Genomic DNA, 20,177 nt, shown 5'->3' on the forward strand with positions numbered 1-20,177 from the left:
GTTTAGGAATGTATTTCTGTTTATTTGTGCCTTTTAGTTAGCATCATCAGGCAGAATAATTTTACAGGGTGGCACACTACCAAATTGATACAGCACAAATGCAAAGAGAGATTTGATATGTCACGTCTCTATAGAGTTTCAGCTATTGTCATAAATATGCTGGAATTGTGCTAATCATATTTAATAGTTAGCAGTAATTAGGGGTAATTTGAATCCAACTAATCTCTGATACCTGGTAACTAAATCATGGGGCTGGGCGTAAATTATATTAGGTCTTTGGGAATCCTTACATAGTTGACAATTCTGGAAACTTCCAGATTTAAGTAGTCAGAAGTCATGTATCTATTGGGAAATAGCTAAATATTTTCACAAATAAGACAATCTATAATTGCCGAAAAAACACCCACCCCCTGGATGAAAAATAAAATGGGTAAAAATTACCTGAAGCTATCAGAGTTTAACTTAGAAGGCGAATTTCTGGGTTTTGTTGATCGTAGTCACAAGAAATTCAAGTATCTGCAATTATCATTATCAAAATCCAATACAATTGCATCCTCTGCGGTGGGAAGTTTAGAAATCAAATTGCCTAAAGAGTTACGTAAGGAACTTGGTTTGTCTTTGGTTCCTGGGGTACCAATTCGTGTTATTGGATTGAGCAAATTTTCGCCTCGAAAAAATGCAATTAAATTGAAAGCGTATGAAGTGATGCCACTGGCTGTATGTCCCATCACAGCAACTCCAGTATCATTAGTAGAAACTACTGCCAGCAAGTGTTTACCAAAAGCCAGAATTATGGTTTGTCAAAAATCTGGGTGTTGGAAACGGGGAGGTAAACACCTGTTGTCAAAAATAGAAAAGACTTTAGGCGATCGCGGTTTGCATGAGCATGTGAAGATTACCACCACAGGCTGTATGAAACGTTGTTCTAAGGCTCCCAATTGCGTGGTGCAGATGGGAAGAAAGAAATATACCCAAATCAAGCCGGATGCGATCGCGTCTTTGCTGGAAGACCATTTAAGTTAGGCTGCTGATTCTTGGATTTTTTGGTTTTTGTGCTGCCTTTTTCTGGTTCCTAGGCTGTAGCTGGGAACCAGTAATTTTCCTAACTTACTACTGAATATTGTTTAGTCGAATTTTGCATCTAATAAATTTGCATGTTGAAATGACGTTATAGTAACGCTATTAATTTGTTTAATAACTTGAGTAAAACACAACAAACTCATTCCAACCATAATCAAAGCCAGAATTGTATAAAATATTCCCAGTAGCAAATTTCCCGAACTTAAATAAATGGCTGATAAACTACTAATTAAAAATGCCAATCCATAATTATTGATCGATCCAGCCATGGCGATCGCAATGTTTGTGAGAGTATTTCCCATAATTTTCCCATAAAAACCTTGAGATGGGGAAGCAAACACAAAACAGATAACCGCAGAGATTATAGCGGCTATTGCTGCGGATGCGATCGCTAGTTGAGGATTGTTGCCTGTGCTGCTACCACCATAGTAAAAACCCAATAATGCTGCGGATGCGGCACCGGAGGTAATTTTCATTAATCGTTGCCAGATTGAACTATTTTGGAGAAAGCTGGCAATTCCACTACTCAATCCGGCTAGTGCCAAGCTGACGAATAAAGCAATTTTAAACGACCAAGTGGTATCCTCTGGTGTCTTCTCCACAACACCAAAACTCATTTGAGAAATGGCTACAAAGTTTATGATGGCAACAAATACAGCAACTACTATTAATATGATTGTTAGTTTCGGACTGCGACCAATTTTCGCTCCTAAAAAATTAGCCCCCTGTAACTGTGCGTAACTGAAATTACAGCCTCGAATATCCGCACCTCGAAAATCTGCACCCTGTAGGTCGAGTCCTTGAAAGGAACGGTTTTGTAAGTTACTATCAACAAAGTTACGATCTTGTTGATTCATAAAATTGGCTCAAGCAAAAGTTATAATCTCTAAATATATCAGGTGTTGATTTTTTCACAAACAAAAGAAAATTAATAACAGCAAAAAATCGTACAATCGAATAATGCTTTTACTCAATAATTTACGTAGCCATTTAGATATCTATCTAAATCAATATTCCCAAACACAAAAATACTTGACCATTGCTGGAGGCATTTTACTTGCTTTCCCATTAATTTATTATAATTGGTTGCATTTTCTGCGCCCTCATCGCATTGATGAAAAACAAGAGCTATTTCCAGGTGTTGTTTATCAGCGTTCTGCTAAATCAACTCCACGTCCTTTATTAATTCATATTGTTACTATCGACTTGACGAAACCCAAAATCAAGCCTTTTGTTACACCAGGAGTTGAGGATGGTAGTAGTGAAACAATTGCCCAAACTGTTCCAGAATTTTTAACTAAGCATAAATTACAAATAGCGATAAATGGTAGCTACTTTCATCCATTTAAAGAAACTACACCTTGGGATTTCTATCCCCGCAGCAGTGAGCAGACTTTTGTCCTGGGGCAATTAATTTCCAATGGCAAAATCTATTCTGAACCAGAGAAAAACTGGCATGTTTTATGTTTTGCTCCGAATAATCGGGTGCAAATTACCGGAAGTATAAATTGTCCTCAGGGTACGGTTCATGGAATAGCAGGTGAAGAAGTATTAATATTCCAAAATCAAGTTAAAAATAGCTTTTATCTCCAAAAATATGAGTTCAAAAAGAAAGAACCAAAAGAAGAAGATTTGAAAAAAGATAAACCTTATTCCCGTGCTGCTGTTGGCATAGATAAAGAAGGAAAAAAATTATGGTTGGTATTAGTTGATGGCAAGCAACCCTTATATAGCGAAGGGATGACTAAAGCGGAATTGACAAAACTATTTGTGGATTTGGGTGTGTATAGCGCTCTAAATTTAGATGGGGGTGGTTCCACAACTCTGGCTATTGCCAATGAAAATAATGGAGTGAAGCTATTAAACGCAGTTATCCACACTAAATTACCAATGCGCGATCGTCCTGTCGCTAACCATTTAGGTTTTTATGCTGAATAATTCACTTTAATAATTGCTAGAAAGCATCACATAACTGGTAATATCTAAGTTCAGTACTAACTATAAGTAATACCTGTTGCCGCCATGATGACTTTTGAGGTTGTTAACCAAAAACTACAGGCACAACTTGCGGATAAATACCGCCAGCAATCACAATTAGAGCAAAAAATTATACAGTTGTGTTCAATTATTTATGAGCCGTTTACTGTTATTTCTTTGGTGAGTTGTTTGGAACGGGCGGAAATTTACGATGGAAAAAATAGGATATTTACTAGTCAAAGCCTACTATCATATACCAATCGCCTCATTGAAAATGGCTTGATAGTGAAGGAAAGCAAACAGCACTATTATCGCTGTCATAGTTTGTTGATGGAGATAGCCACCAGGGATGCGGTGAAATCTGGGAATTTTGCTGAGTATGCAAAAGCGGTGGATTTAGGGCAACCTGTTAGAACCTTTGCACACAATGGTGCTCGGAATTTTCAAAATGATCAGCAGTTTATTCGAGAAGTGCGGATTGCTTTGTATTCCCACGATGCTGATGCTGTTAACAAGCATGTTGAAGATTATGAAAAATTTAGCTACCGGGGTAATCAGTTATCCCTGGAAGAAATTTTATTAGATGTATGCAATAATCCCTTCGATGGGGAGTGGATTTCCAGCCTACCAGATAATTTGTATGACAATTGTATGTGGATGATTTTAAGATATTCATCCCATCATTTGGTGCCTGCGGATGAGGCTTTTGCTACCCTTCAAGAAAACTTTTTGGATGCTTCCGGTAATCATTCTTCCGAACTGTTGGGTTTGATGTTGACAGAACAACTCCTGTTACGGGGTTGTGTTGACGAAGCACAGGAAATTTTGGAGTCTTTACCGGGGAATACATATCACACTTCTCCCTATTGGGGATGGTTGTGCTTTTTACAGGGTGAAAACGCAAGAGCAACAACATATTTCACTCAGGGGTTGGCAGAACTCAGGAAAGCTGCGGGGAAACGCACAGTTTATTTTAGTACAACTGGTGGTGTGTTTTATATTCTGGCTTTGATTAAGGAGGGTTCACCCAAATCCTTACAGGAGGCTTTAGAACATACTACCCGGTTGGCTCGCCAGTCTGACCATTGGTTGAGAATGGTTTATTACTATTTGAAGGTATTACTACAAGTTCATACCGGGGATGTTACCCAAAAAAGGTTTATTCAGGAAGGTAATATTTTATTTCCTGGGGAAACTCATAGTTTAGAGGTGCTACTTTACGTTCTTTGCTATTACTGGGTGGATATGGATGGTGCCGAAATTCTCTCAGATTTATTAGAGGTTTATTACAAAAATGCTGTGTCATCAGGCTACCACTGGTTGGGGATGGAAGCGGCTGAATTACTGGCAAGGATGAAATCGGAAAGTAGTTATGATACCCAAGCGGAAATTCTCCGGGAAGATATTGGGATAACTAGCAGTATTGTGGATGTAATTAAGCCTGTGGAGGAATGGGAACAATGCTTGACAGCTTTGGCGAATTTGAATAAGGAACCGACTAAGATTCAAATCCAAAGCGAAAATCGGATGGCATGGTTTTTGACGCTTGGTAGTAATAATAGCTACACTCTCCAGGCGAAAGAACAAAAAATTAATAAAAAGGGAGAATGGAGTAAAGGTCGTCCCATCGCCCTCAAACGGTTGCGGGAGGCGGGAGAGTTTGACTATTTGACTCCCCAAGATTTACGGATTTGTAGCTGCGTTGAAGTTAGTTATGACACTTACTACTACGGCAAAGGTGATTATCGCTTCAACTCTAAGGTAATTTGCGCCCTCATCGGACATCCCCTAGTATTTTTGGAAGATACTAAGGGAACTAGGGTGGAAATTGTGAAGGGAGAACCGGAATTAATCGTCAAAAAAACCAAGCAGGGAAAATTAACCTTGGAATTTTCTCCCAAACTTAAAGAAGAGGACAAAATTCTCACCATTAAACAAACCCCCACCCGTATCAAAGTAATTGAAGTCACCTCTGAACATCGCCGCATCGCCGAAATTCTCGGTAAGAAGAACAAACTTCAAATCCCCGCAATTGCAGAGAAACAAGTTCTCGCTGCCATTAATGCAGTTTCCGGTATCGTCACCGTCCATTCTGATATTGGTGGAGAAATGGCAGGTGCAGAGGAAGTACCAGCCCAAAGTATTCCCCATGTTCACCTTTTACCCCTAGCAGATGGGTTGAAAATTACCTTTTTATCCTGCCCTTTTGGGAGTGGGGGTTCTTATTTCCGTCCTGGAAGTGGAGGAGAGACGGTAATTGCCGAGATAGCAGGGAAACGACTGCAAACGAAGCGGAACTTACGAGAAGAAAAGCAGTTGACGCAGAATGCGATCGCGTCCTGTCCCACATTGAGTAAAATCGAGGAAGAAAATGGGGAATGGCAAATCCCGGAACCAGAAGACTGCTTGGAATTACTCCTACAACTCCAAGCTTTGGGGGATACGGTAATTATTGAACATCCCGAAGGTGAAAAATTCCGCGTCTCTCACCAAGCAGATTTGAAGAACTTCAGTTTGAATATCCAACGGCAACAGGATTGGTTTGCAGCGAGTGGAGAATTGAAACTAGATGACAGTTTGGTGCTGGACATGCAGAATTTGATGGAATTGCTAGAACGCACCCCCAGTAGGTTTATCCCCCTAGGTGATGGCAAATTCGTGGCATTGACGGAAGCTTTCCGCAAACGTCTAGATGAATTACGGATGTATTCGGAAAGCAATGGGAAGGGAATGCGGTTCCATCCCCTAGCGACTTTCGGATTAGAGGATTTTGTGGATGAGGTGGGCAAATTCAAGGCAGATAAACATTGGAAGGAACATATCAAGCGGTTGAAGGAAGCGCGAGATTACCAACCAGAAATCCCCTCCACCTTCCAAGCCGAACTGCGGGAATATCAAACCGAAGGCTTTAACTGGATGGCAAGATTATCACATTGGGGTGTGGGTGCTTGTTTAGCAGATCAAATGGGACTAGGAAAAACTGTCCAAGCTTTAGGTGTTATCCTCACCCGCGCTCAAAATGGAGCCACTTTAATTATCGCTCCCACCTCCGTTTGTAGCAACTGGGTCAGCGAAGCCGAAAAATTTGCCCCCACTTTAAATATCATCCAATTTGGTAGCGGCAACCGCCAAAAAACCCTCGACGAACTCCAACCTTTCGATATGGTGGTGTGTAGTTACGGCTTGTTGCAACAGGAAGAAGTTGCCCAAATGCTGGCACAAATCGAATGGCAAACCATTGTCCTGGATGAGGCACAAGCCATCAAAAATATGACTACCAAACGTTCCCAAGCGGCGATGAATCTCAAAGCTGGGTTTAAATTAATCACCACCGGAACCCCCATCGAAAACCATCTGGGAGAACTGTGGAACTTATTCCGCTTCATCAACCCCGGTTTACTGGGTTCCTTCGACAGCTTCAACCAAAAATTTGCCGTCCCCATCGAGAAATACCAAGATAAAGCAGCTAGAACCAAACTCAAAAAACTGGTGCAACCCTTCCTACTGCGAAGAATCAAAAATGAGGTACTCCAAGAATTACCTTCCCGCACCGAAATTTTGTTACATGTGGAACTAAGTAAAGAAGAAACCGCATTTTACGAGGCTTTGCGCCGAGAAGCGATCGCTAAACTCAGCGACAGCGATTCCACAGCCGGACAAAAGCACCTCCAGGTACTGGCGGAAATTATGCGGTTGCGTCGCGCTTGCTGTAATTCTCGTTTAGTAATGGCAGAAAGCGATTTACCCAGTTCCAAATTACAATTGTTTGGGGAAGTATTAGGGGATTTATTAGAAAACCGCCACAAAGCTTTGGTATTTAGTCAATTTGTTGACCACCTCCACATCATTAAAAACTACCTCGAAGATCAAAATATTAAGTATCAATACTTAGATGGCAGCACCCCCGCAGCCGAACGAAAAAAGCGTGTCGATGCCTTCCAAGGTGGAGAAGGCGACGTATTCCTAATTAGCCTCAAAGCCGGGGGTACAGGGCTAAATCTCACCGCTGCCGATTATGTAATACACATGGATCCCTGGTGGAATCCAGCCGTAGAAGATCAAGCAAGCGATCGCGCTCACCGCATCGGGCAGCAACGCCCAGTGACAATTTATCGGTTAGTAGCAAAAAATACCATCGAAGATAAGATTGTCGATCTACACAAGCATAAAAGAGACTTGGCAGATAGTTTATTAGAAGGTGCAGACATCAGCGGCAAAATGTCTACAGATGTACTCTTGAAATTGATGGGAGTTTAGATTTTGAGAATAATCTAATTAGTGAAATGAGGTGATAAAAATGCTTGAATTTAATCGATTGCAACATGTGAAAAATGAAGATATGGGGGAAGTTAGGGTCAAGGTTAAGTTAACCAATTCTATTGATGAAGAACTAGTTAGTCGAGGGTTACTTAATCCCAATCAATTACGTTTTTATGAAGCAGAAGCACTAGTAGATACGGGTGCTGTACGTACCGTGATTCCAATGGAAATTGTCCAGTATCTAGGTTTGAGAATTCGTAGTCAACAAATGGCTAAATATGCAGACGGCAGACAAGAAAATGTCGGATTAACTACACCCGTAATCATTGAAATCGCCGGAAGGGAAACAACAGAAGCGACATTAGTCACTGGCGATGAAATTTTAATTGGTCAAACTGTTTTAGAAACACTAGACTTATTAGTAGACTGTAAAAATCAACGTTTGATTCCAAATCCAGAACATCCAGAACATTCAATATTGCGTATTTAATGTAATTTACAACTTATTTGGAGAGATAAATTTTATGCAGCGTGAAGATGTCATTGCCAGCTTAAAGAGTCTATTAACAAATTTAAAAAAATTGGGTGTTCGTTCCCTGGCTTTATTTGGTTCTGTTGCCAGAAATGAAGCAAGAGATGATAGCGATGTAGATATCTTAATTGATTTAGAACCTCCCATTACTTTCGATCGTTACATGGACGTGAAATTATATTTAGAGGAACAATTGGGAAGTCGGGTAGATTTAGTTACTTGGAAGGCATTAAAACCTCAAATTCGAGAAAATGTAGAGCGAGATATCATTTATGTCACGTAATCTCAAATTATATTTAGAAGATATTTGATTTCTCCAAAAATAACATGGTACAAACAATCCAAGCTAGCGAATTAAGCTTAGGGGAAGTCGAACAAAAATTTAACCTCCAGGAAAACTTAGATTTAAGCTTCTTCCCTGAATGGCAAAATGATTTACCCGAATTAAGCGAAACTGAAAAACAAACCCTAGACAAAATAAAAAGTAATTTTCTCTACCTCAGTAAATATCCCATGTCTGAGGAAGTAGTGAAATTGGTTGTTATATCTCCTCTACTATCTCTAGCAGGTTTTTACAGTCCACCATTTCGGCTGCGTACAGAAAATCCCATTAAAATCGCATTAGAAAAAGATGACGAAGAAGTTCGCGGCAGAATTGATATCTTAGTTCTCCAAGAACTTTTATGGGTGTTAGTAATTGAATCAAAAGAAGCAGGATTTTCCTTAATCGAAGCCATTCCCCAAGCCTTAACCTATATGATGGCAACCCCAACTCCCCAAATTCCTGCATATAGCTTAGTCACTAATGGTAGCGAATTCCGTTTTATCAAACTGCAAGTTCAACCAACACCCGAATACAGCTTTTCCGATTTATTCACATTACAAAGACGGCATAATGATTTGTATGGGGTGGCAAGTATTTTAAATAAAATATCGGATTTAATTAGCAAATAATCAACTATTTAGAACCTAATAAATTGAATGATAATATTGTGAGTTTAAGGATGAGCGTTGAGTCAATCTTAACATTACCAAATTCTGCTCATACTCAACACAAAACCTGGCATCACCTCACCACAATCGATGGAATCAGGCGACTCCAATATCTCCGTCGCTGCTCCTAGTCGATAGATCTCCACCTGCTGATTTTTTGGATTAATCAGCAACCCCAACCTCACCCCCAACCGTTGATATTCCAACATCTTCTCCTGCAACGATTTCAAATTGTCTGTCGCCGAACGCAATTCAATTACAAAATCAGGGACAATGGGAATAAACCCGACAATTTCTACCCCCTCCAACCGAGACTTCTCAATCCAAGAAACATCTGGTGATAGCTTCCCACCGCCAAACGCTGTGAAATCATAGCCCGTTGATGAGTCAAATGCTTCCCCTAGATTAGTTTGTCGATTCCAAATATTAACATCGGTGGCTAAGTCAAGATTTCTTCTACCACTTTCACCACCCGTTGGAGCCATAACAATTAATTCTCTATCCTTAGTTAATTCAAGCCGTAGATCTGGGTTATCAATGCAAAGTTGATCAAAATACTCTGACGTTACAGTTAGCTTTGCATTTGTAACATTTAGCAGCAAATTGTTAACAGATGATTTAGGATCTGTGGTAGTTGTCATATAACCTCCAAATATCTTCGGGAGCTAGATTATGGCACCTTCTATTCTATCATTAGTATTGTAAAACCAAGACTGGAAGCCCCTTCTCTACTGGATTCTGGATTTGTACATAACCGTCAAAATAAAAGTCAAAGTTGTCAAATTCAGCAAGATTAAAACTGAGTTTCCTGCACCCCACGAGGTGTTATGAAGACAGCAGGGGAGTAGAGGCAAAATCATCTTTAGCCAAGATTTACAAAAACGGCACAAGTAACCACATTAGTTAAAGATGTATTATTTATACGAGCAAATAACTATAATTATACAGATATATACCAATACTTAATTTAACCTTTTGCCATCTTTGAGTACGGTTCCCCTACAACTAAAACGCTATAGCAGAGCAAAAATATGAAACTCAATGGATTTTCCGTCACCATATCAGAAGGTAAGGAAACAGCAGATGGTTACGTTCAAATGAAGCATGGTACACAATACACAATCTTGCTTCAGAATGAATCCCATCGATGCTGTGACGCTGAGGTTTATCTTGATGAGCAGCTAGTCGGTATCTGGAGAATCAACTGCAATAGCACAGCACGGATTGAGCGACCCGTACACGATCATGGTAGGTTCACCTTTTATCAAGTTGGTACCCCAGAAGCCCTTAAAGCTGGTATCAGTCAAAACAGTAGCACTGGGTTAATTCGCGTTTTGTTCAAGCCAGAGCAGATATATTTAAAATCAGCGCCGTCCGCTTCTCGTTCTTTTATGGCTGGAGGTACAGGTTTATCTGGTCATAGCGAGCAAGAATTTATCACAGTTGAAGCCCTTGAATACGCGCCAGAGGATTTTGTGACAATCAACCTGCGTCTTGTGTCCCTGGTGGATGAACCTCGTCCCTTGTTTCATTCTACACCGATTCCCCCCGCCGTAACTGAGGAAGTTAAGGTGCAATCTCAACAGAAAGCCATGACATGGAGCATACTCAATATAACCATTCTCGATGGCAAGCCCTATGCTTTATTTGGTGCGGATGCTGTTACCAATCCCTACAGCGGAGATACTGACGTTAAGCTAGTCTTACCAATGCTTTGCATCAAAAAAATGGGTCTACCGAAACCAGCGGGACTTCAGAGTTCAACAATGACAAATGGCGGGGCAATGAGAGGTACTTGGTCTGGTGGGAAAGTAATTGTGGTTCCTGATGTGCAAGGCAAATCATTAAGTTCTCAAATGGTCGCCGATCTCCAATGTCGATTACAAGGGTTAAAGGTTTTGGGGGAGGATGGTTTTCGGATGGCAGAATTTCATGATGGTGATCGAGAAGCTGGCATTGCCGGATGGGATTTTTGGGCAGATGCTTCAGGAATAGAAATGTTGAAGATATCAGATCAGCGCTATTGGGTGAGTATTAACGATCAACCAGCTAATCCCTGGGGATGCAGCACTATCTAAAAATTTTGTCTCGCCAAATAATCAAGTATTTAGGGCTTGCTGATTAAAGCTATAACCTTTGCCAAACAAGGGTTTTAAGCATTGTTGAACCAGACAAGTGCAAGGTTATGGCATTTAGATGCTCAAAAACCATGCACTTTGGAGAAAAATCGCGGGGTGAATTTTAGATCTAACCTCTAAAACCACCATTATTTAAGCTGTGTGGCATCTAGATTCGCTTTGTAGCTTTTTTCAGCAGACCCTATTTAGGGCTTGCTGAATAACTAAGCTGACGCGCATCTAAATTTAATAATTTAGCGTCTGAAAGCATTTGCTGCCTTAGATTACCCTTTAAAACTAGTAGTCTGTCAATTTTATTTTGACGGTTATATACACATCCACAATCCGGTAGAGACGTAGTAGTGCTACGTCTCTACAACCGTCATTTTTATTTTGACAGGCTACTAGGTGCGGAACAGCTTATGAGTACTTTTTCAAAGTCATATTTAATACTTTATATCACTGCGTAAGCCCTCTAATCCACATTTCTAAGTAAATTAACTGTAAGTATTGACTTTAGGAATAAAATACTGAAGAATTTATACTAGTAATATTGATATTTATTTGCAATATTAATGCAAAAATTTAGTAAGGAACGTTAATCAATGTCAAGAAATCAGAAGGTTATATTGGGAGCTGGTGCTGCGACATTAGCGTTGACAGGAATATTTGCTTCTGTTGGTGGAATGGAAGGATTAACAAATCTTGTAGCTCAAGCCCAAAATCCTAAGAGTCTAACAATAGTATTTCCTAGCAGATCGGATTCCACTGACTTACAAAATAAAGCCAATTCAGTAGCTGCATTTCTTTCCAAACAATTAGGAATGCCAGTGAAAGCGCAAGTGGGTGACGATACCGCAGCAGTTGAAGCATTGCGCGCAAATCGTGCAGATGTAGCTTTTTTGAGCAGTCGTCCAGCATTGAAGGCAGAGCAGTTAGCAAATGCCAAGCTATATTTAGCGGAAGTTCGGGATAACTACTCTGGTAGATACACTTACAATTCTGTTTTTGTAGTTCCTGCCAATAGTCCCCTGAAAGGGAAAAATACGGGTAAAGCCACACTGGAACAGTTACGTGGTAGAAAAATTGCTTTCACTTCTCCTACTTCCGGTTCAGGTTTTATTTTCCCCACCAGCGAACTAGTTAAAACCGGGTTGGTGCAAAACCGCGATCGCTTGGGCAATTTCTTTGGTCAAGTTAGCTATGGTGGTAACTATAGTAAGGCTCTACAAGCTGTGTTACGTGGACAAGCTGAAGTTGCCACAGTATCAGAGTATGCCCTATTTCCTCCCTACATTACCAGTCAAGAAAAAGCTCAATTACGAATTCTCTACAAAATTCCAGGAGTCCCCGCACATGGTATAGCGATTGATGACGATGTTCCAGCACCTATGCGTGAACGGTTAATCAATGCCATGTTGAAGCTGAATCAATCGCCAAATAACTCATTACTGCGGAATCTTTACAATTCTAATGAATTAGTTCGTGTTGATCATACCCGCCATTTGGCACCTGTTCGTGATGCTCTCAAACGTGCTGGGATTGATCCGTAAATAATACCGGATGATTCGTGAAGGATTAGACGACCCACTGGGTCGTCTCTACATGGAATATTTTAATAATGAATGAAACTGTAATTGATTGCCAGAATTTGGAAAGCATCTATTCTAAATCCCTCAAACGACCGATTATCAACGGAGTCAATTGCCAGATTCAACGTGGTGAGTTTGTGGTTTTGTTGGGTTTAAATGGTGCAGGCAAGTCTACGTTATTGCGATCGCTTGTTGGACTTGTCCCTTTGCTGAAGGGAAATATTAGTATTGACGGGATCACAATGAACTCCCACACATTACCAAAAATTCGCCGCCAAATTGGAATGTTGTTCCAAGGTGGTGGGTTAATTCCCCAATTATCTGCCGTTGAAAATGTCTTGTGTGGTCGTTTAGGGGTACGAAAACCTTGGCAAACTCTATTGGGATTTCCGCAAAAAGACCAACATTTAGCATTAGAACTTTTGCAGCAACTGGATTTACGCGAACAAGCATATCAAAGAACCAGCTTACTTAGTGGTGGACAACAGCAACGAGTTGCCATTGCTCGTGCTTTGATTCAATCACCGCAAATTCTCCTTGCTGATGAACCCATCACTGGATTGGATGTTGTCGCAGCAAAACAGGTAATGGAAACCCTGTTAAAGTTAAATAGCGATCGCGGTATTACAGTTGTGACGGTATTGCATGATTTGGGTATGGCAATGGAGTTTGCCCAACGTGCCATTGTTCTCAATGCTGGGTGTATTATTTATGATGGCATTTGCGATAACCTGCCTACAGAATTTGCTCAACTTAACCAAACTGTATATCAATGACAAACCTAGCAAAAATAACTAAAAACCGTTCCTGGTTAAGTAATTTATTAATCATCCCCATTATATTTTTACTAGTTATTATTTATACTTGGTCTCTTGAAGGCATAGGAATTAATACTGAAACACTTAATAATGCTTGGTTTTACGTTACAGATTTTATCTCCCGTTTTTTTCCACCTAATTTCGATGTTTTAGAAAACGCTTGGAAAGCATTAGTCCAGACTATTCAAATGTCTCTATGGGGAACCACAGTTGGGGCTATTGTATCAGTACCAATTGCCATCGCAAGTTCTAGCAATGTTGCACCGATATGGCTGCAATGGTTAGCGAATTTTTTACAAAATACAGTTCGTTCTGTACCATCAATAATTCTCGGTTTAATATTCGTTGCTGCAACGGGATTAGGGGCACCTGCGGGTACGTTGGCTTTGTCCATATATACGATAGGTTATCTTGCTAAATTTTATCAGCAGGCTATAGAAGCAGTTAATCCACGTTCAATAGAATCTTTACGAGTAATTGGTGCTTCTAGATGGCAAATTGCTCAATACGGAATTTTGCCCCAAGTTTTACCACTTGCCCTAGGTTATACGCTGTGGATGTTTGAATATAATATCCGTGCGGCTTCGGTTTTAGGTGTGGTTGGTGCAGGTGGTATTGGTTTTGAGTTGAAAAGTTATATTGATGGGTTTGAATATAACAAAGCGACGACATTTATGTTGGTGCTTTTGGTGGTGGTGACAATTATCGATTTTTTGAGTAGTCTGATTCGTAGAAAGTTAGATGCAATTTAACTAACTTTAGGGGTCTAAAGTTTGATATGATTTTCACGCTTTTTGTTCATACAGTTTTTGTGTCATCGACTGGTTCCTAGAGCACCAGTCCAGTAGAAGTAGTTGACAAGATACATAGTTTTTGCAGAGGCTAATTTATAGGAGAATAAGGAGAATAAGGTATGAGGAGTGCAAACTATGCGTCCATTAATATGGGAACCTCCAATCTCCCTGTCAAGCAAAGAAGAAAAAGTTGCGAAACGTATACGCAAAGCAAAGTTATTTGTATTTTTGCGGCAAATACGACACGAATTATTTGACCCAGACTTCCAAACGGAGTTAGCAAGGGTATTCAAGGACAGTAGTGTTGGTTTATCTCCAATACCACCAGCACAACTTGCACTTGCAGTAATTTTACAAGCATATACAGGGGTTTCAGATGACGAGGCAATAGAAGCGATTGAAATGGATAGGCGATGGCAGCTAGTTTTAGATTGTCTCGATTGTGAACAAGCTCCATTTGGCAAAGGGACACTAGTTAGATTTCGTGCGCTTTTGATGTCAAAGTCTCTTGACCAGAGGATTGTGGCGAAAACAGTTGAAATGGCACATTTTCATGAAGGTTACAATCCGAAGTCGTTAAAAGTAGCCTTAGATTCAAGCCCGTTATGGGGAGCGGCACGTGTGGAAGACACGTATAATTTGTTAGGTCATGCACTAAGGAAAGCATTATTCGTAATAGCTCAGAATTATGAACAGGACGATTCTGGTGTTACAGGCGTTACAGCGACTATCGGTGCAGAAATCATCACGGGAACGAGCCTGAAAGCTGCCTTAGATTTAGATTGGGATGACCCGGAAGCTCGTAATGTTGCACTATCTACAATATTGCAAACATTAGACTCAGTTGAGTCTTGGGTCAAACAAAAAACTGATTTGGATGAAAAAACAAGCACTCAAGTCAACAAGAGCATTGAAGATGCGAGGCAAATTGAATCACAAGATGTTGAGGAGAAATCTGATGGCTCCCCAAAGCTCCGTAAAGGTGTTGCTAAAGATAGACGCATTTCAATTGAGGATGAGGATATGCGTCATGGTCGTAAAAGTCGCAGCCAAAAAATTGATGGTTACAAACGTCATATTTTCAAAGACTTAGAATTGCAAATGGTAAGAGCTGTTGGTGTTACCAGAGCAAACGAACCAGAAGCATCTGTAACTATGGCAATTGAGTTCGACTTAAATGCCCAGAACGTAACAACTCTTGACATCAAAGAGCTACATATTGACCGTGCATATTTAGCTAGTCATTGGGTTAAACAACGCACACCTGATATGACTATTATTTGCAAGGCATGGAAAGTCCGCAACGGTAATTTTTTTGATAAAAATGCCTTTGTTCTGGATTGGGAAAATCATTTCATTCGCTGTCCCAATGGAGTTAGTTTACCCTTTAATGAGGGGACTGTTGTCCACTTCCCCAAACACGAATGTCAAACCTGTCCTTTACGCTCTCAATGTACAGAGAGTAAGCAAGGTCGCAGTATCTCTATTCACCCTGACGAGTCTCTACTTGTAGAGCTACGGGAACGTCAAACTACACAGAGTGGACGTGAGAAACTCCGCGAGCGCGTTAGTGTTGAGCATAGTTTAGCTCATATTGGTCAGTGGCAAGGAGATAAAGCTCGCTACATTGGCTTACGCAAAAACCTTTTTGACCTTCGACGTATGGCTGTTGTTCATAATCTCCACGTTCTTGCTCGTATGTTTGAAACTAATAATAAAGAAATTTCTAATTTTAATAATTCATACTCTGCCTGATTTGTCAATATCTTCTACTGGACTGGTGCTCTAGGCTCTGCCTGGAAACCCTGACTTTGAGACTCTGCCTCTTATCCAGACTGGAAGCAGAGCCTCCAAATCTCTATTCCTTGCCAGAGACAAGGAACAAGTTATGTCACAGATATTGCGTGAACTTTTAGCTGCAAAAAAGCACAGAGTCAACAGCCTAGTACGTCAAGGCAGTAGTGAGTAGGGGAAAGCCTTTATTACTGCGCCTTTCACGCCCCCGTTAAGTTCGTGCTGTTTTGTGTCGGGGTTAAATCCCCGTTACAAAACATAATTGCTAGCTACCGCTTCTCGCTCTGCGAGTGATGTTGGAAGCCCTAACCTCAGCGAAGCAGGTTGGGGTACCTCACTTATCTTCGTTGCCACCAAATTAAACCGGATGCGAGAAAACCAATTAGGGGTAGGAATAATAATGAAGTCCATCGCAATAGTGATATTTGGGCAATTGAAAGATTTATACGGCGGTTTTTTGCTTCTTTCGGACGGATGGAAAGGGGTTTTTGATCTTGTTGACTTAACCAGGTGACGGAGTTGAGAAAGACATCACCGTTAAGTTGCAGGGGAAATGGATCATTGGTGGCAAAATCTGAATTGCCAATAACTACTAACCGAGATTCGGCTGTGGTTTTGAGGGTTTTTGGAGTTGGAGTTGGGGAACTAGAAGCAGTGGGAGTTACCTTTGGTGACGCTGTAGGAGTTGGAGTTGGGGTGGGTGTTGGTTGGGATATAACTGTTTCCGCTTTACGAGAAAGTGCGACTCCCAGTGTTAGGGGACCTTTACGATCTTTGCCTTCGTTATATTCGAGTTTTTCGCTTTTTTGGTCGCTTTCTGCCCAGCTATTGGGGTAAGGTTTGGTGATGAGTAAGGGTGTGGCTTCGATACCTGGTGTGGGGGTTGTGTCTACAGGTCGTGCTAGTCTGTAGAAAGAAATGCCATTACCAAAGTCTTTGGTGATGGGATGGTTGCCGTATTCGGTGATAATGGGGACGGCTGGACCAAAGGCTTCATTGCCTGCGATATCGACTGCAAGACGGTTATCTAGTTTGACACCCCATTGGTTGAGTAGGGGGTTGATTCCTAGGTCTGTATCTGGGTCGATCATGAGGAGAATGTTACCACCACCGTTGAGATAATCTTGAAGGGCTTGAACTTCTGTATTTAATAGCGCACGTTTTGCCCCAGCTATAACTAAAACTTTGGTGTCACGGGGAATGGTATTTTTTTCAACGAGATTTAATGCTGCGGTGGTAAAGCTTTTATCGTTGAGTGCTTGTACTGCTTGGGAAATTGATTCTCCATTTCCAGATATTTGGTGTTCGCCGTGACCTTGGAGGAAGTAAACTTTGGTAGGATTAGCACTGGTGATTTGTTGAATACGATTTGTCAGGCTAATTTCCGATAAGCGATCGCGTTCGTTAATTACCTGGACTAATTGACGTTGATTGTTTGCCTCTAAGTATACTTCTCCTTGTTTTGCGGCAAATTCTTTGACTAATCCCGGTTTGGCTTGGGGATCAACATACTCAAATTGAAATTTGGGATTTTGTCTTTGGTAGTTTTCTAGTAAGTTCCGATCTATGGCATTTTGATTAATCTCAAATATCCATACTTTGATATTTTTTTGTAATGAACGTACCAACTCCCGCGATTGGGGTGCAAGGCTAAATAATTTGGTTTCTGTTAAATCGTTGCGAAAATGATAGCGGGTTCCTAAAAAGTTAATAGTTCCTAGAATCGTAATCACGGCAATTGTGGCAATAATGGCGTTGGTTCCTGCTTGGGTAGAACGTTTTTGCCACCATTTATTTTGTTTACTTTGCCAAATAAACCAGAGAATAATTATAACTATTCCAGGTATTAAAAGTATGAGGGGAGTAATTCCCCAGTTCCCGGAAATTAAGCCAGTAGTTAAACCTGCTGTGAGCAAGAATGGACCCAGTAAAAATAGATATTTCCAAGGTTTTTTTGGATTACTTGTTTTCATATTTTAGCTGATTCGAGCGGACTTCAATATCTTCTAATGTTTGGAGTAAAAGCCGCTTGGCTTGGAGTTTCCAGCCTAATTTTTGAATGGCGATGGCGGCTGCTGTTCCGGCTACCGCAGCAACTAAACCGATGGGTTGATCGAGGGAAATTCCTAATAATAAACCTAAACCACCAATTCCCCAAAATGGTAAAGCTGCTGCTTGCCGTTGTTCTTCAACAATCTTATTGATGCCACCTGTTGACATTTGTGCCAGTAGTTCTTTTTTTACTTGTTCCTGCTGCATTTTGGACAAAGATAAACCGATTTTGCGACGCATTTTTTCAATTTTACGGGCATCGGTGCTGTACTCGGTGAGTTCATCTTCAGCCATTTTTAGGAGTCTTTCGAGTTGTTCCATGGTTTTTACTGTCGCTGAAAGCGGAGTGCATCAATTGATTGTGCTGTTAAAAAAATACCAAAAATAATGTAGCTAGCAAACAATATGATGCTGCTGGTGTCAAAAATTCCTTGAACTAATTCGTTGTAATGTTTCAGTAGTGACAAATGGTTGAGGATTTCCCCAATTCCCCCACCGAGATTTTGCGCGATCGCATTCATGAACAACAGTAGTAAAGTTACGGCAAAGGTGAGAATAGCCGAGAGAATCGTGCTATCGGTGAGGGAGGAAATAAACATCCCTAAAGATAATATTGCTGCTGCTAATAAGATTAATCCTAAATGACCTACGAACATGATGTTTGGGGAAATAGCAGGACTTGCTGAACTCAAAACAATGGCTTCAAAGACCATTAATGGCATCACCAAGGTAACAAAAAATGTTAATACTCCCAGTAGTTTCCCCACTGCAACAGCCCAATTTGTAATGGGTGATGTGGCTAAAAGTTCTAGTGTGCCACGCTTCCGCTCTTCAGCATATAAACCCATGGAAAGAATTGGCAGTATAAATAATAACAACCAACCCATCCGATCCAGAAAAGCACGAATAAACTCATAAGGGACATCAATGGCTCTAACTGGTGCCCCTACTTGTCCTTGAAGGTCTAATTCTGCCACATATTGGAGAATATCTTGGAGAATCAGCACGAAAAACAGTCCAGATAAGAACCAAAAGATTCCTGCGATCGCATAAGCTAACGGTGAGACAAAATAACTTTGCAGTTCTCGGCGATATATCGCCAAGATATTATTAATCACGACACCCATTTAGTTAGTTTCTCCTGCGATATTTTCCTGGGACTCTTTGGGGGAATCCACGGTTTTTTCGGCGGTGGTGAGTTGTAAAAACACATCTTCTAAGGTAGCGCTGACTCGTCGCATCTCATACAAACCAAAATCAGCACGCAACAAAGCTGTAGCTATCTCGTTTGCTGGTTCGCTTCCCGGTTGGGATATAACTCGCAAACAGGTGCGATTCGCCTTAAGGAATGTCTGCCCAGTATTCACCGTCGGAATCGATTCTACCAAACTCACGCCAGGTAGATGTTGTAATACTTGTTTGGCTAAATTTGCCTCTCCTTCTATTTCCAGTTCATAACCTGAGCCACTTGTCAACTGTGTCATCAAGTTTTCCGGTGTATTGGTTGCCATAATTTCACCACGATTGATGATGGCAACCCGACTACAGGTCATGCTCACTTCTGGGAGGATATGGGTAGAAAGGATAATTGTGTGGGTACCTGCAAGGCTTTTAATTAAGTTCCGCACATCAATAATTTGCCGAGGATCTAGTCCTACCGTCGGTTCATCTAAAATAATTGCTGGGGGGTCATGAACAATTGCTTGGGCAATTCCCACCCGTTGTTTATAACCTTTGGAAAGCTTGCGAATAATTGTATTTTTTCTGTCGCTGAGGTTGCACCGTTGCAGGGCGGCTGTTACTTTGGTTATGCGATCGCCTGCGGATACTCCTTTAATACGTGCCACAAAATGCAGAAATCCTTCAATTGTCATTTCTGGGTATAAAGGGGGATTTTCCGGCAAATAACCGATTTTTTGGCGCACTGCCAGCGAATTTTCATGAACATCCAACCCTGCGATTCTAGCTGTGCCACTAGTTGCAGGCAAATATCCAGCTAAAATTCGCATCGTCGTCGTTTTCCCGGCACCATTAGGTCCCAAAAACCCCAAAATTTCCCCTGGTTCCACATTAAATGTGACATCGGAAATTGCTGGGGTTGAGCCATAGGTTTTATTTAGATGCTCAACTTCAATCATCGGTTTGGATGCTTTGCAAATGATCTAGAT

General features: G+C 40.9%; 17 protein-coding genes. 11 read left to right on the forward strand and 6 right to left on the reverse strand.

Annotated features, from left to right (window positions below):
- The first annotated feature begins 426 nt into the window (after positions 1 to 426).
- The gene (locus tag CAL6303_RS05610) at positions 427 to 1,023 is read left to right on the forward strand and encodes a (2Fe-2S) ferredoxin domain-containing protein (protein WP_015196877.1); all 597 of its coding nucleotides are present in this window, start codon (positions 427 to 429) and stop codon (positions 1,021 to 1,023) included.
- A gap of 101 nt (positions 1,024 to 1,124) precedes the next feature.
- Here CAL6303_RS05610 and CAL6303_RS05615 read toward each other — a convergent pair whose 3' ends face one another.
- Positions 1,125 to 1,937: a pentapeptide repeat-containing protein gene (locus CAL6303_RS05615; protein ID WP_015196878.1), complete on the reverse strand. Its 813-nt coding sequence runs from the start codon at positions 1,935 to 1,937 to the stop codon at positions 1,125 to 1,127.
- Positions 1,938 to 2,040: 103 nt separating this feature from the next.
- On the opposite strand from CAL6303_RS05615, the gene CAL6303_RS05620 reads away from it, so the two are divergent.
- The 5 genes from CAL6303_RS05620 (at position 2,041) to CAL6303_RS05640 (ending at position 8,803) form a co-directional block, all read left to right on the forward strand.
- Positions 2,041 to 3,018, forward strand: a complete 978-nt coding sequence (locus CAL6303_RS05620; protein WP_015196879.1) for a phosphodiester glycosidase family protein — start codon at positions 2,041 to 2,043, stop codon at positions 3,016 to 3,018.
- A gap of 84 nt (positions 3,019 to 3,102) precedes the next feature.
- The gene (locus tag CAL6303_RS05625; protein WP_015196880.1) at positions 3,103 to 7,314 is read left to right on the forward strand and encodes a DEAD/DEAH box helicase; all 4,212 of its coding nucleotides are present in this window, start codon (positions 3,103 to 3,105) and stop codon (positions 7,312 to 7,314) included.
- Between the two features lie 40 nt (positions 7,315 to 7,354).
- Positions 7,355 to 7,807, forward strand: a complete 453-nt coding sequence (locus CAL6303_RS05630) for a clan AA aspartic protease (RefSeq protein ID WP_015196881.1) — start codon at positions 7,355 to 7,357, stop codon at positions 7,805 to 7,807.
- 34 nt (positions 7,808 to 7,841) lie between these two features.
- Positions 7,842 to 8,132 (forward strand): nucleotidyltransferase family protein, encoded by a 291-nt coding sequence (locus CAL6303_RS05635; protein ID WP_015196882.1) that lies wholly within the window; start codon positions 7,842 to 7,844, stop codon positions 8,130 to 8,132.
- Positions 8,133 to 8,176: 44 nt separating this feature from the next.
- Complete coding sequence (locus CAL6303_RS05640; protein WP_015196883.1) at positions 8,177 to 8,803, forward strand: type I restriction endonuclease; 627 nt, start codon at positions 8,177 to 8,179, stop codon at positions 8,801 to 8,803.
- A 74-nt stretch (positions 8,804 to 8,877) separates the two neighbouring features.
- On the opposite strand, the gene CAL6303_RS05645 is transcribed toward CAL6303_RS05640, so the two are convergent.
- A complete protein-coding gene (locus CAL6303_RS05645; protein WP_015196884.1) occupies positions 8,878 to 9,483 on the reverse strand; it encodes a Uma2 family endonuclease in 606 nt (201 codons plus the stop codon).
- 390 nt (positions 9,484 to 9,873) lie between these two features.
- Here CAL6303_RS05645 and CAL6303_RS28365 point away from each other — a divergent pair, with 390 nt between their 5' ends.
- The 5 genes from CAL6303_RS28365 to CAL6303_RS05670 all read left to right on the forward strand — a co-directional run bounded on the left by CAL6303_RS28365 (position 9,874) and on the right by CAL6303_RS05670 (position 15,918).
- Complete coding sequence (locus CAL6303_RS28365) at positions 9,874 to 10,920, forward strand: hypothetical protein (protein WP_015196885.1); 1,047 nt, start codon at positions 9,874 to 9,876, stop codon at positions 10,918 to 10,920.
- 644 nt (positions 10,921 to 11,564) lie between these two features.
- Positions 11,565 to 12,512, forward strand: a complete 948-nt coding sequence (locus tag CAL6303_RS05655) for a phosphate/phosphite/phosphonate ABC transporter substrate-binding protein (RefSeq protein WP_015196886.1) — start codon at positions 11,565 to 11,567, stop codon at positions 12,510 to 12,512.
- 68 nt (positions 12,513 to 12,580) lie between these two features.
- On the forward strand, positions 12,581 to 13,327 hold the full coding sequence (locus CAL6303_RS05660; RefSeq protein WP_015196887.1) for a phosphonate ABC transporter ATP-binding protein: 747 nt from the start codon (positions 12,581 to 12,583) through the stop codon (positions 13,325 to 13,327).
- The gene (gene phnE / locus CAL6303_RS05665) at positions 13,324 to 14,121 is read left to right on the forward strand and encodes a phosphonate ABC transporter, permease protein PhnE (protein WP_015196888.1); all 798 of its coding nucleotides are present in this window, start codon (positions 13,324 to 13,326) and stop codon (positions 14,119 to 14,121) included. The genes CAL6303_RS05660 and phnE overlap by 4 nt, the downstream gene beginning before the upstream one ends.
- Positions 14,122 to 14,298: 177 nt before the next feature.
- Positions 14,299 to 15,918 carry an IS1182 family transposase gene (locus CAL6303_RS05670; protein WP_015195906.1) on the forward strand — a complete coding sequence of 540 codons (1,620 nt, stop codon included), beginning with the start codon at positions 14,299 to 14,301 and terminating at the stop codon, positions 15,916 to 15,918.
- 377 nt (positions 15,919 to 16,295) lie between these two features.
- Here the strand turns inward: CAL6303_RS05670 and CAL6303_RS05675 are convergent, their stop codons facing one another.
- Genes CAL6303_RS05675 through CAL6303_RS05690 form a run of 4 tightly spaced genes read right to left on the reverse strand, consistent with a single transcriptional unit; the run spans position 16,296 to position 20,147 of the window.
- Positions 16,296 to 17,930 (reverse strand): GldG family protein, encoded by a 1,635-nt coding sequence (locus CAL6303_RS05675; RefSeq protein ID WP_015196889.1) that lies wholly within the window; start codon positions 17,928 to 17,930, stop codon positions 16,296 to 16,298.
- On the reverse strand, positions 17,917 to 18,330 hold the full coding sequence (locus tag CAL6303_RS05680) for a hypothetical protein (RefSeq protein ID WP_015196890.1): 414 nt from the start codon (positions 18,328 to 18,330) through the stop codon (positions 17,917 to 17,919). Before CAL6303_RS05680 ends, CAL6303_RS05675 begins: the two co-directional genes overlap by 14 nt.
- 5 nt (positions 18,331 to 18,335) lie before the next feature.
- Positions 18,336 to 19,136, reverse strand: coding sequence for an ABC transporter permease (locus CAL6303_RS05685; RefSeq protein WP_015196891.1), 801 nt, complete (start codon positions 19,134 to 19,136; stop codon positions 18,336 to 18,338).
- Positions 19,137 to 20,147 (reverse strand): ABC transporter ATP-binding protein, encoded by a 1,011-nt coding sequence (locus CAL6303_RS05690; protein ID WP_015196892.1) that lies wholly within the window; start codon positions 20,145 to 20,147, stop codon positions 19,137 to 19,139. It lies immediately after the preceding gene.
- Between the last annotated feature and the right edge of the window lie 30 nt (positions 20,148 to 20,177).

Source organism: Calothrix sp. PCC 6303 (assembly GCF_000317435.1).
Classification (GTDB): domain Bacteria; phylum Cyanobacteriota; class Cyanobacteriia; order Cyanobacteriales; family Nostocaceae; genus PCC-6303.

Bases quoted from the DNA above. Each gene is read 5' to 3' on its own strand.
- CAL6303_RS05670 (WP_015195906.1), top strand. From the start codon at position 14,299: ATGCGTCCATTAATATGGGAACCTCCAATCTCCCTGTCAAGCAAAGAA.
- CAL6303_RS05690 (WP_015196892.1), bottom strand. From the start codon at position 20,147: ATGATTGAAGTTGAGCATCTAAATAAAACCTATGGCTCAACCCCAGCA.
- CAL6303_RS05635 (WP_015196882.1), top strand. From the start codon at position 7,842: ATGCAGCGTGAAGATGTCATTGCCAGCTTAAAGAGTCTATTAACAAAT.
- CAL6303_RS05625 (WP_015196880.1), top strand. From the start codon at position 3,103: ATGATGACTTTTGAGGTTGTTAACCAAAAACTACAGGCACAACTTGCG.
- CAL6303_RS05655 (WP_015196886.1), top strand. From the start codon at position 11,565: ATGTCAAGAAATCAGAAGGTTATATTGGGAGCTGGTGCTGCGACATTA.
- CAL6303_RS05680 (WP_015196890.1), bottom strand. From the start codon at position 18,330: ATGGAACAACTCGAAAGACTCCTAAAAATGGCTGAAGATGAACTCACC.
- CAL6303_RS05615 (WP_015196878.1), bottom strand. From the start codon at position 1,937: ATGAATCAACAAGATCGTAACTTTGTTGATAGTAACTTACAAAACCGT.
- CAL6303_RS05610 (WP_015196877.1), top strand. From the start codon at position 427: ATGGGTAAAAATTACCTGAAGCTATCAGAGTTTAACTTAGAAGGCGAA.
- phnE (WP_015196888.1), top strand. From the start codon at position 13,324: ATGACAAACCTAGCAAAAATAACTAAAAACCGTTCCTGGTTAAGTAAT.
- CAL6303_RS28365 (WP_015196885.1), top strand. From the start codon at position 9,874: ATGAAACTCAATGGATTTTCCGTCACCATATCAGAAGGTAAGGAAACA.
- CAL6303_RS05675 (WP_015196889.1), bottom strand. From the start codon at position 17,930: ATGAAAACAAGTAATCCAAAAAAACCTTGGAAATATCTATTTTTACTG.
- CAL6303_RS05645 (WP_015196884.1), bottom strand. From the start codon at position 9,483: ATGACAACTACCACAGATCCTAAATCATCTGTTAACAATTTGCTGCTA.
- CAL6303_RS05630 (WP_015196881.1), top strand. From the start codon at position 7,355: ATGCTTGAATTTAATCGATTGCAACATGTGAAAAATGAAGATATGGGG.
- CAL6303_RS05640 (WP_015196883.1), top strand. From the start codon at position 8,177: ATGGTACAAACAATCCAAGCTAGCGAATTAAGCTTAGGGGAAGTCGAA.
- CAL6303_RS05685 (WP_015196891.1), bottom strand. From the start codon at position 19,136: ATGGGTGTCGTGATTAATAATATCTTGGCGATATATCGCCGAGAACTG.
- CAL6303_RS05620 (WP_015196879.1), top strand. From the start codon at position 2,041: ATGCTTTTACTCAATAATTTACGTAGCCATTTAGATATCTATCTAAAT.
- CAL6303_RS05660 (WP_015196887.1), top strand. From the start codon at position 12,581: ATGAATGAAACTGTAATTGATTGCCAGAATTTGGAAAGCATCTATTCT.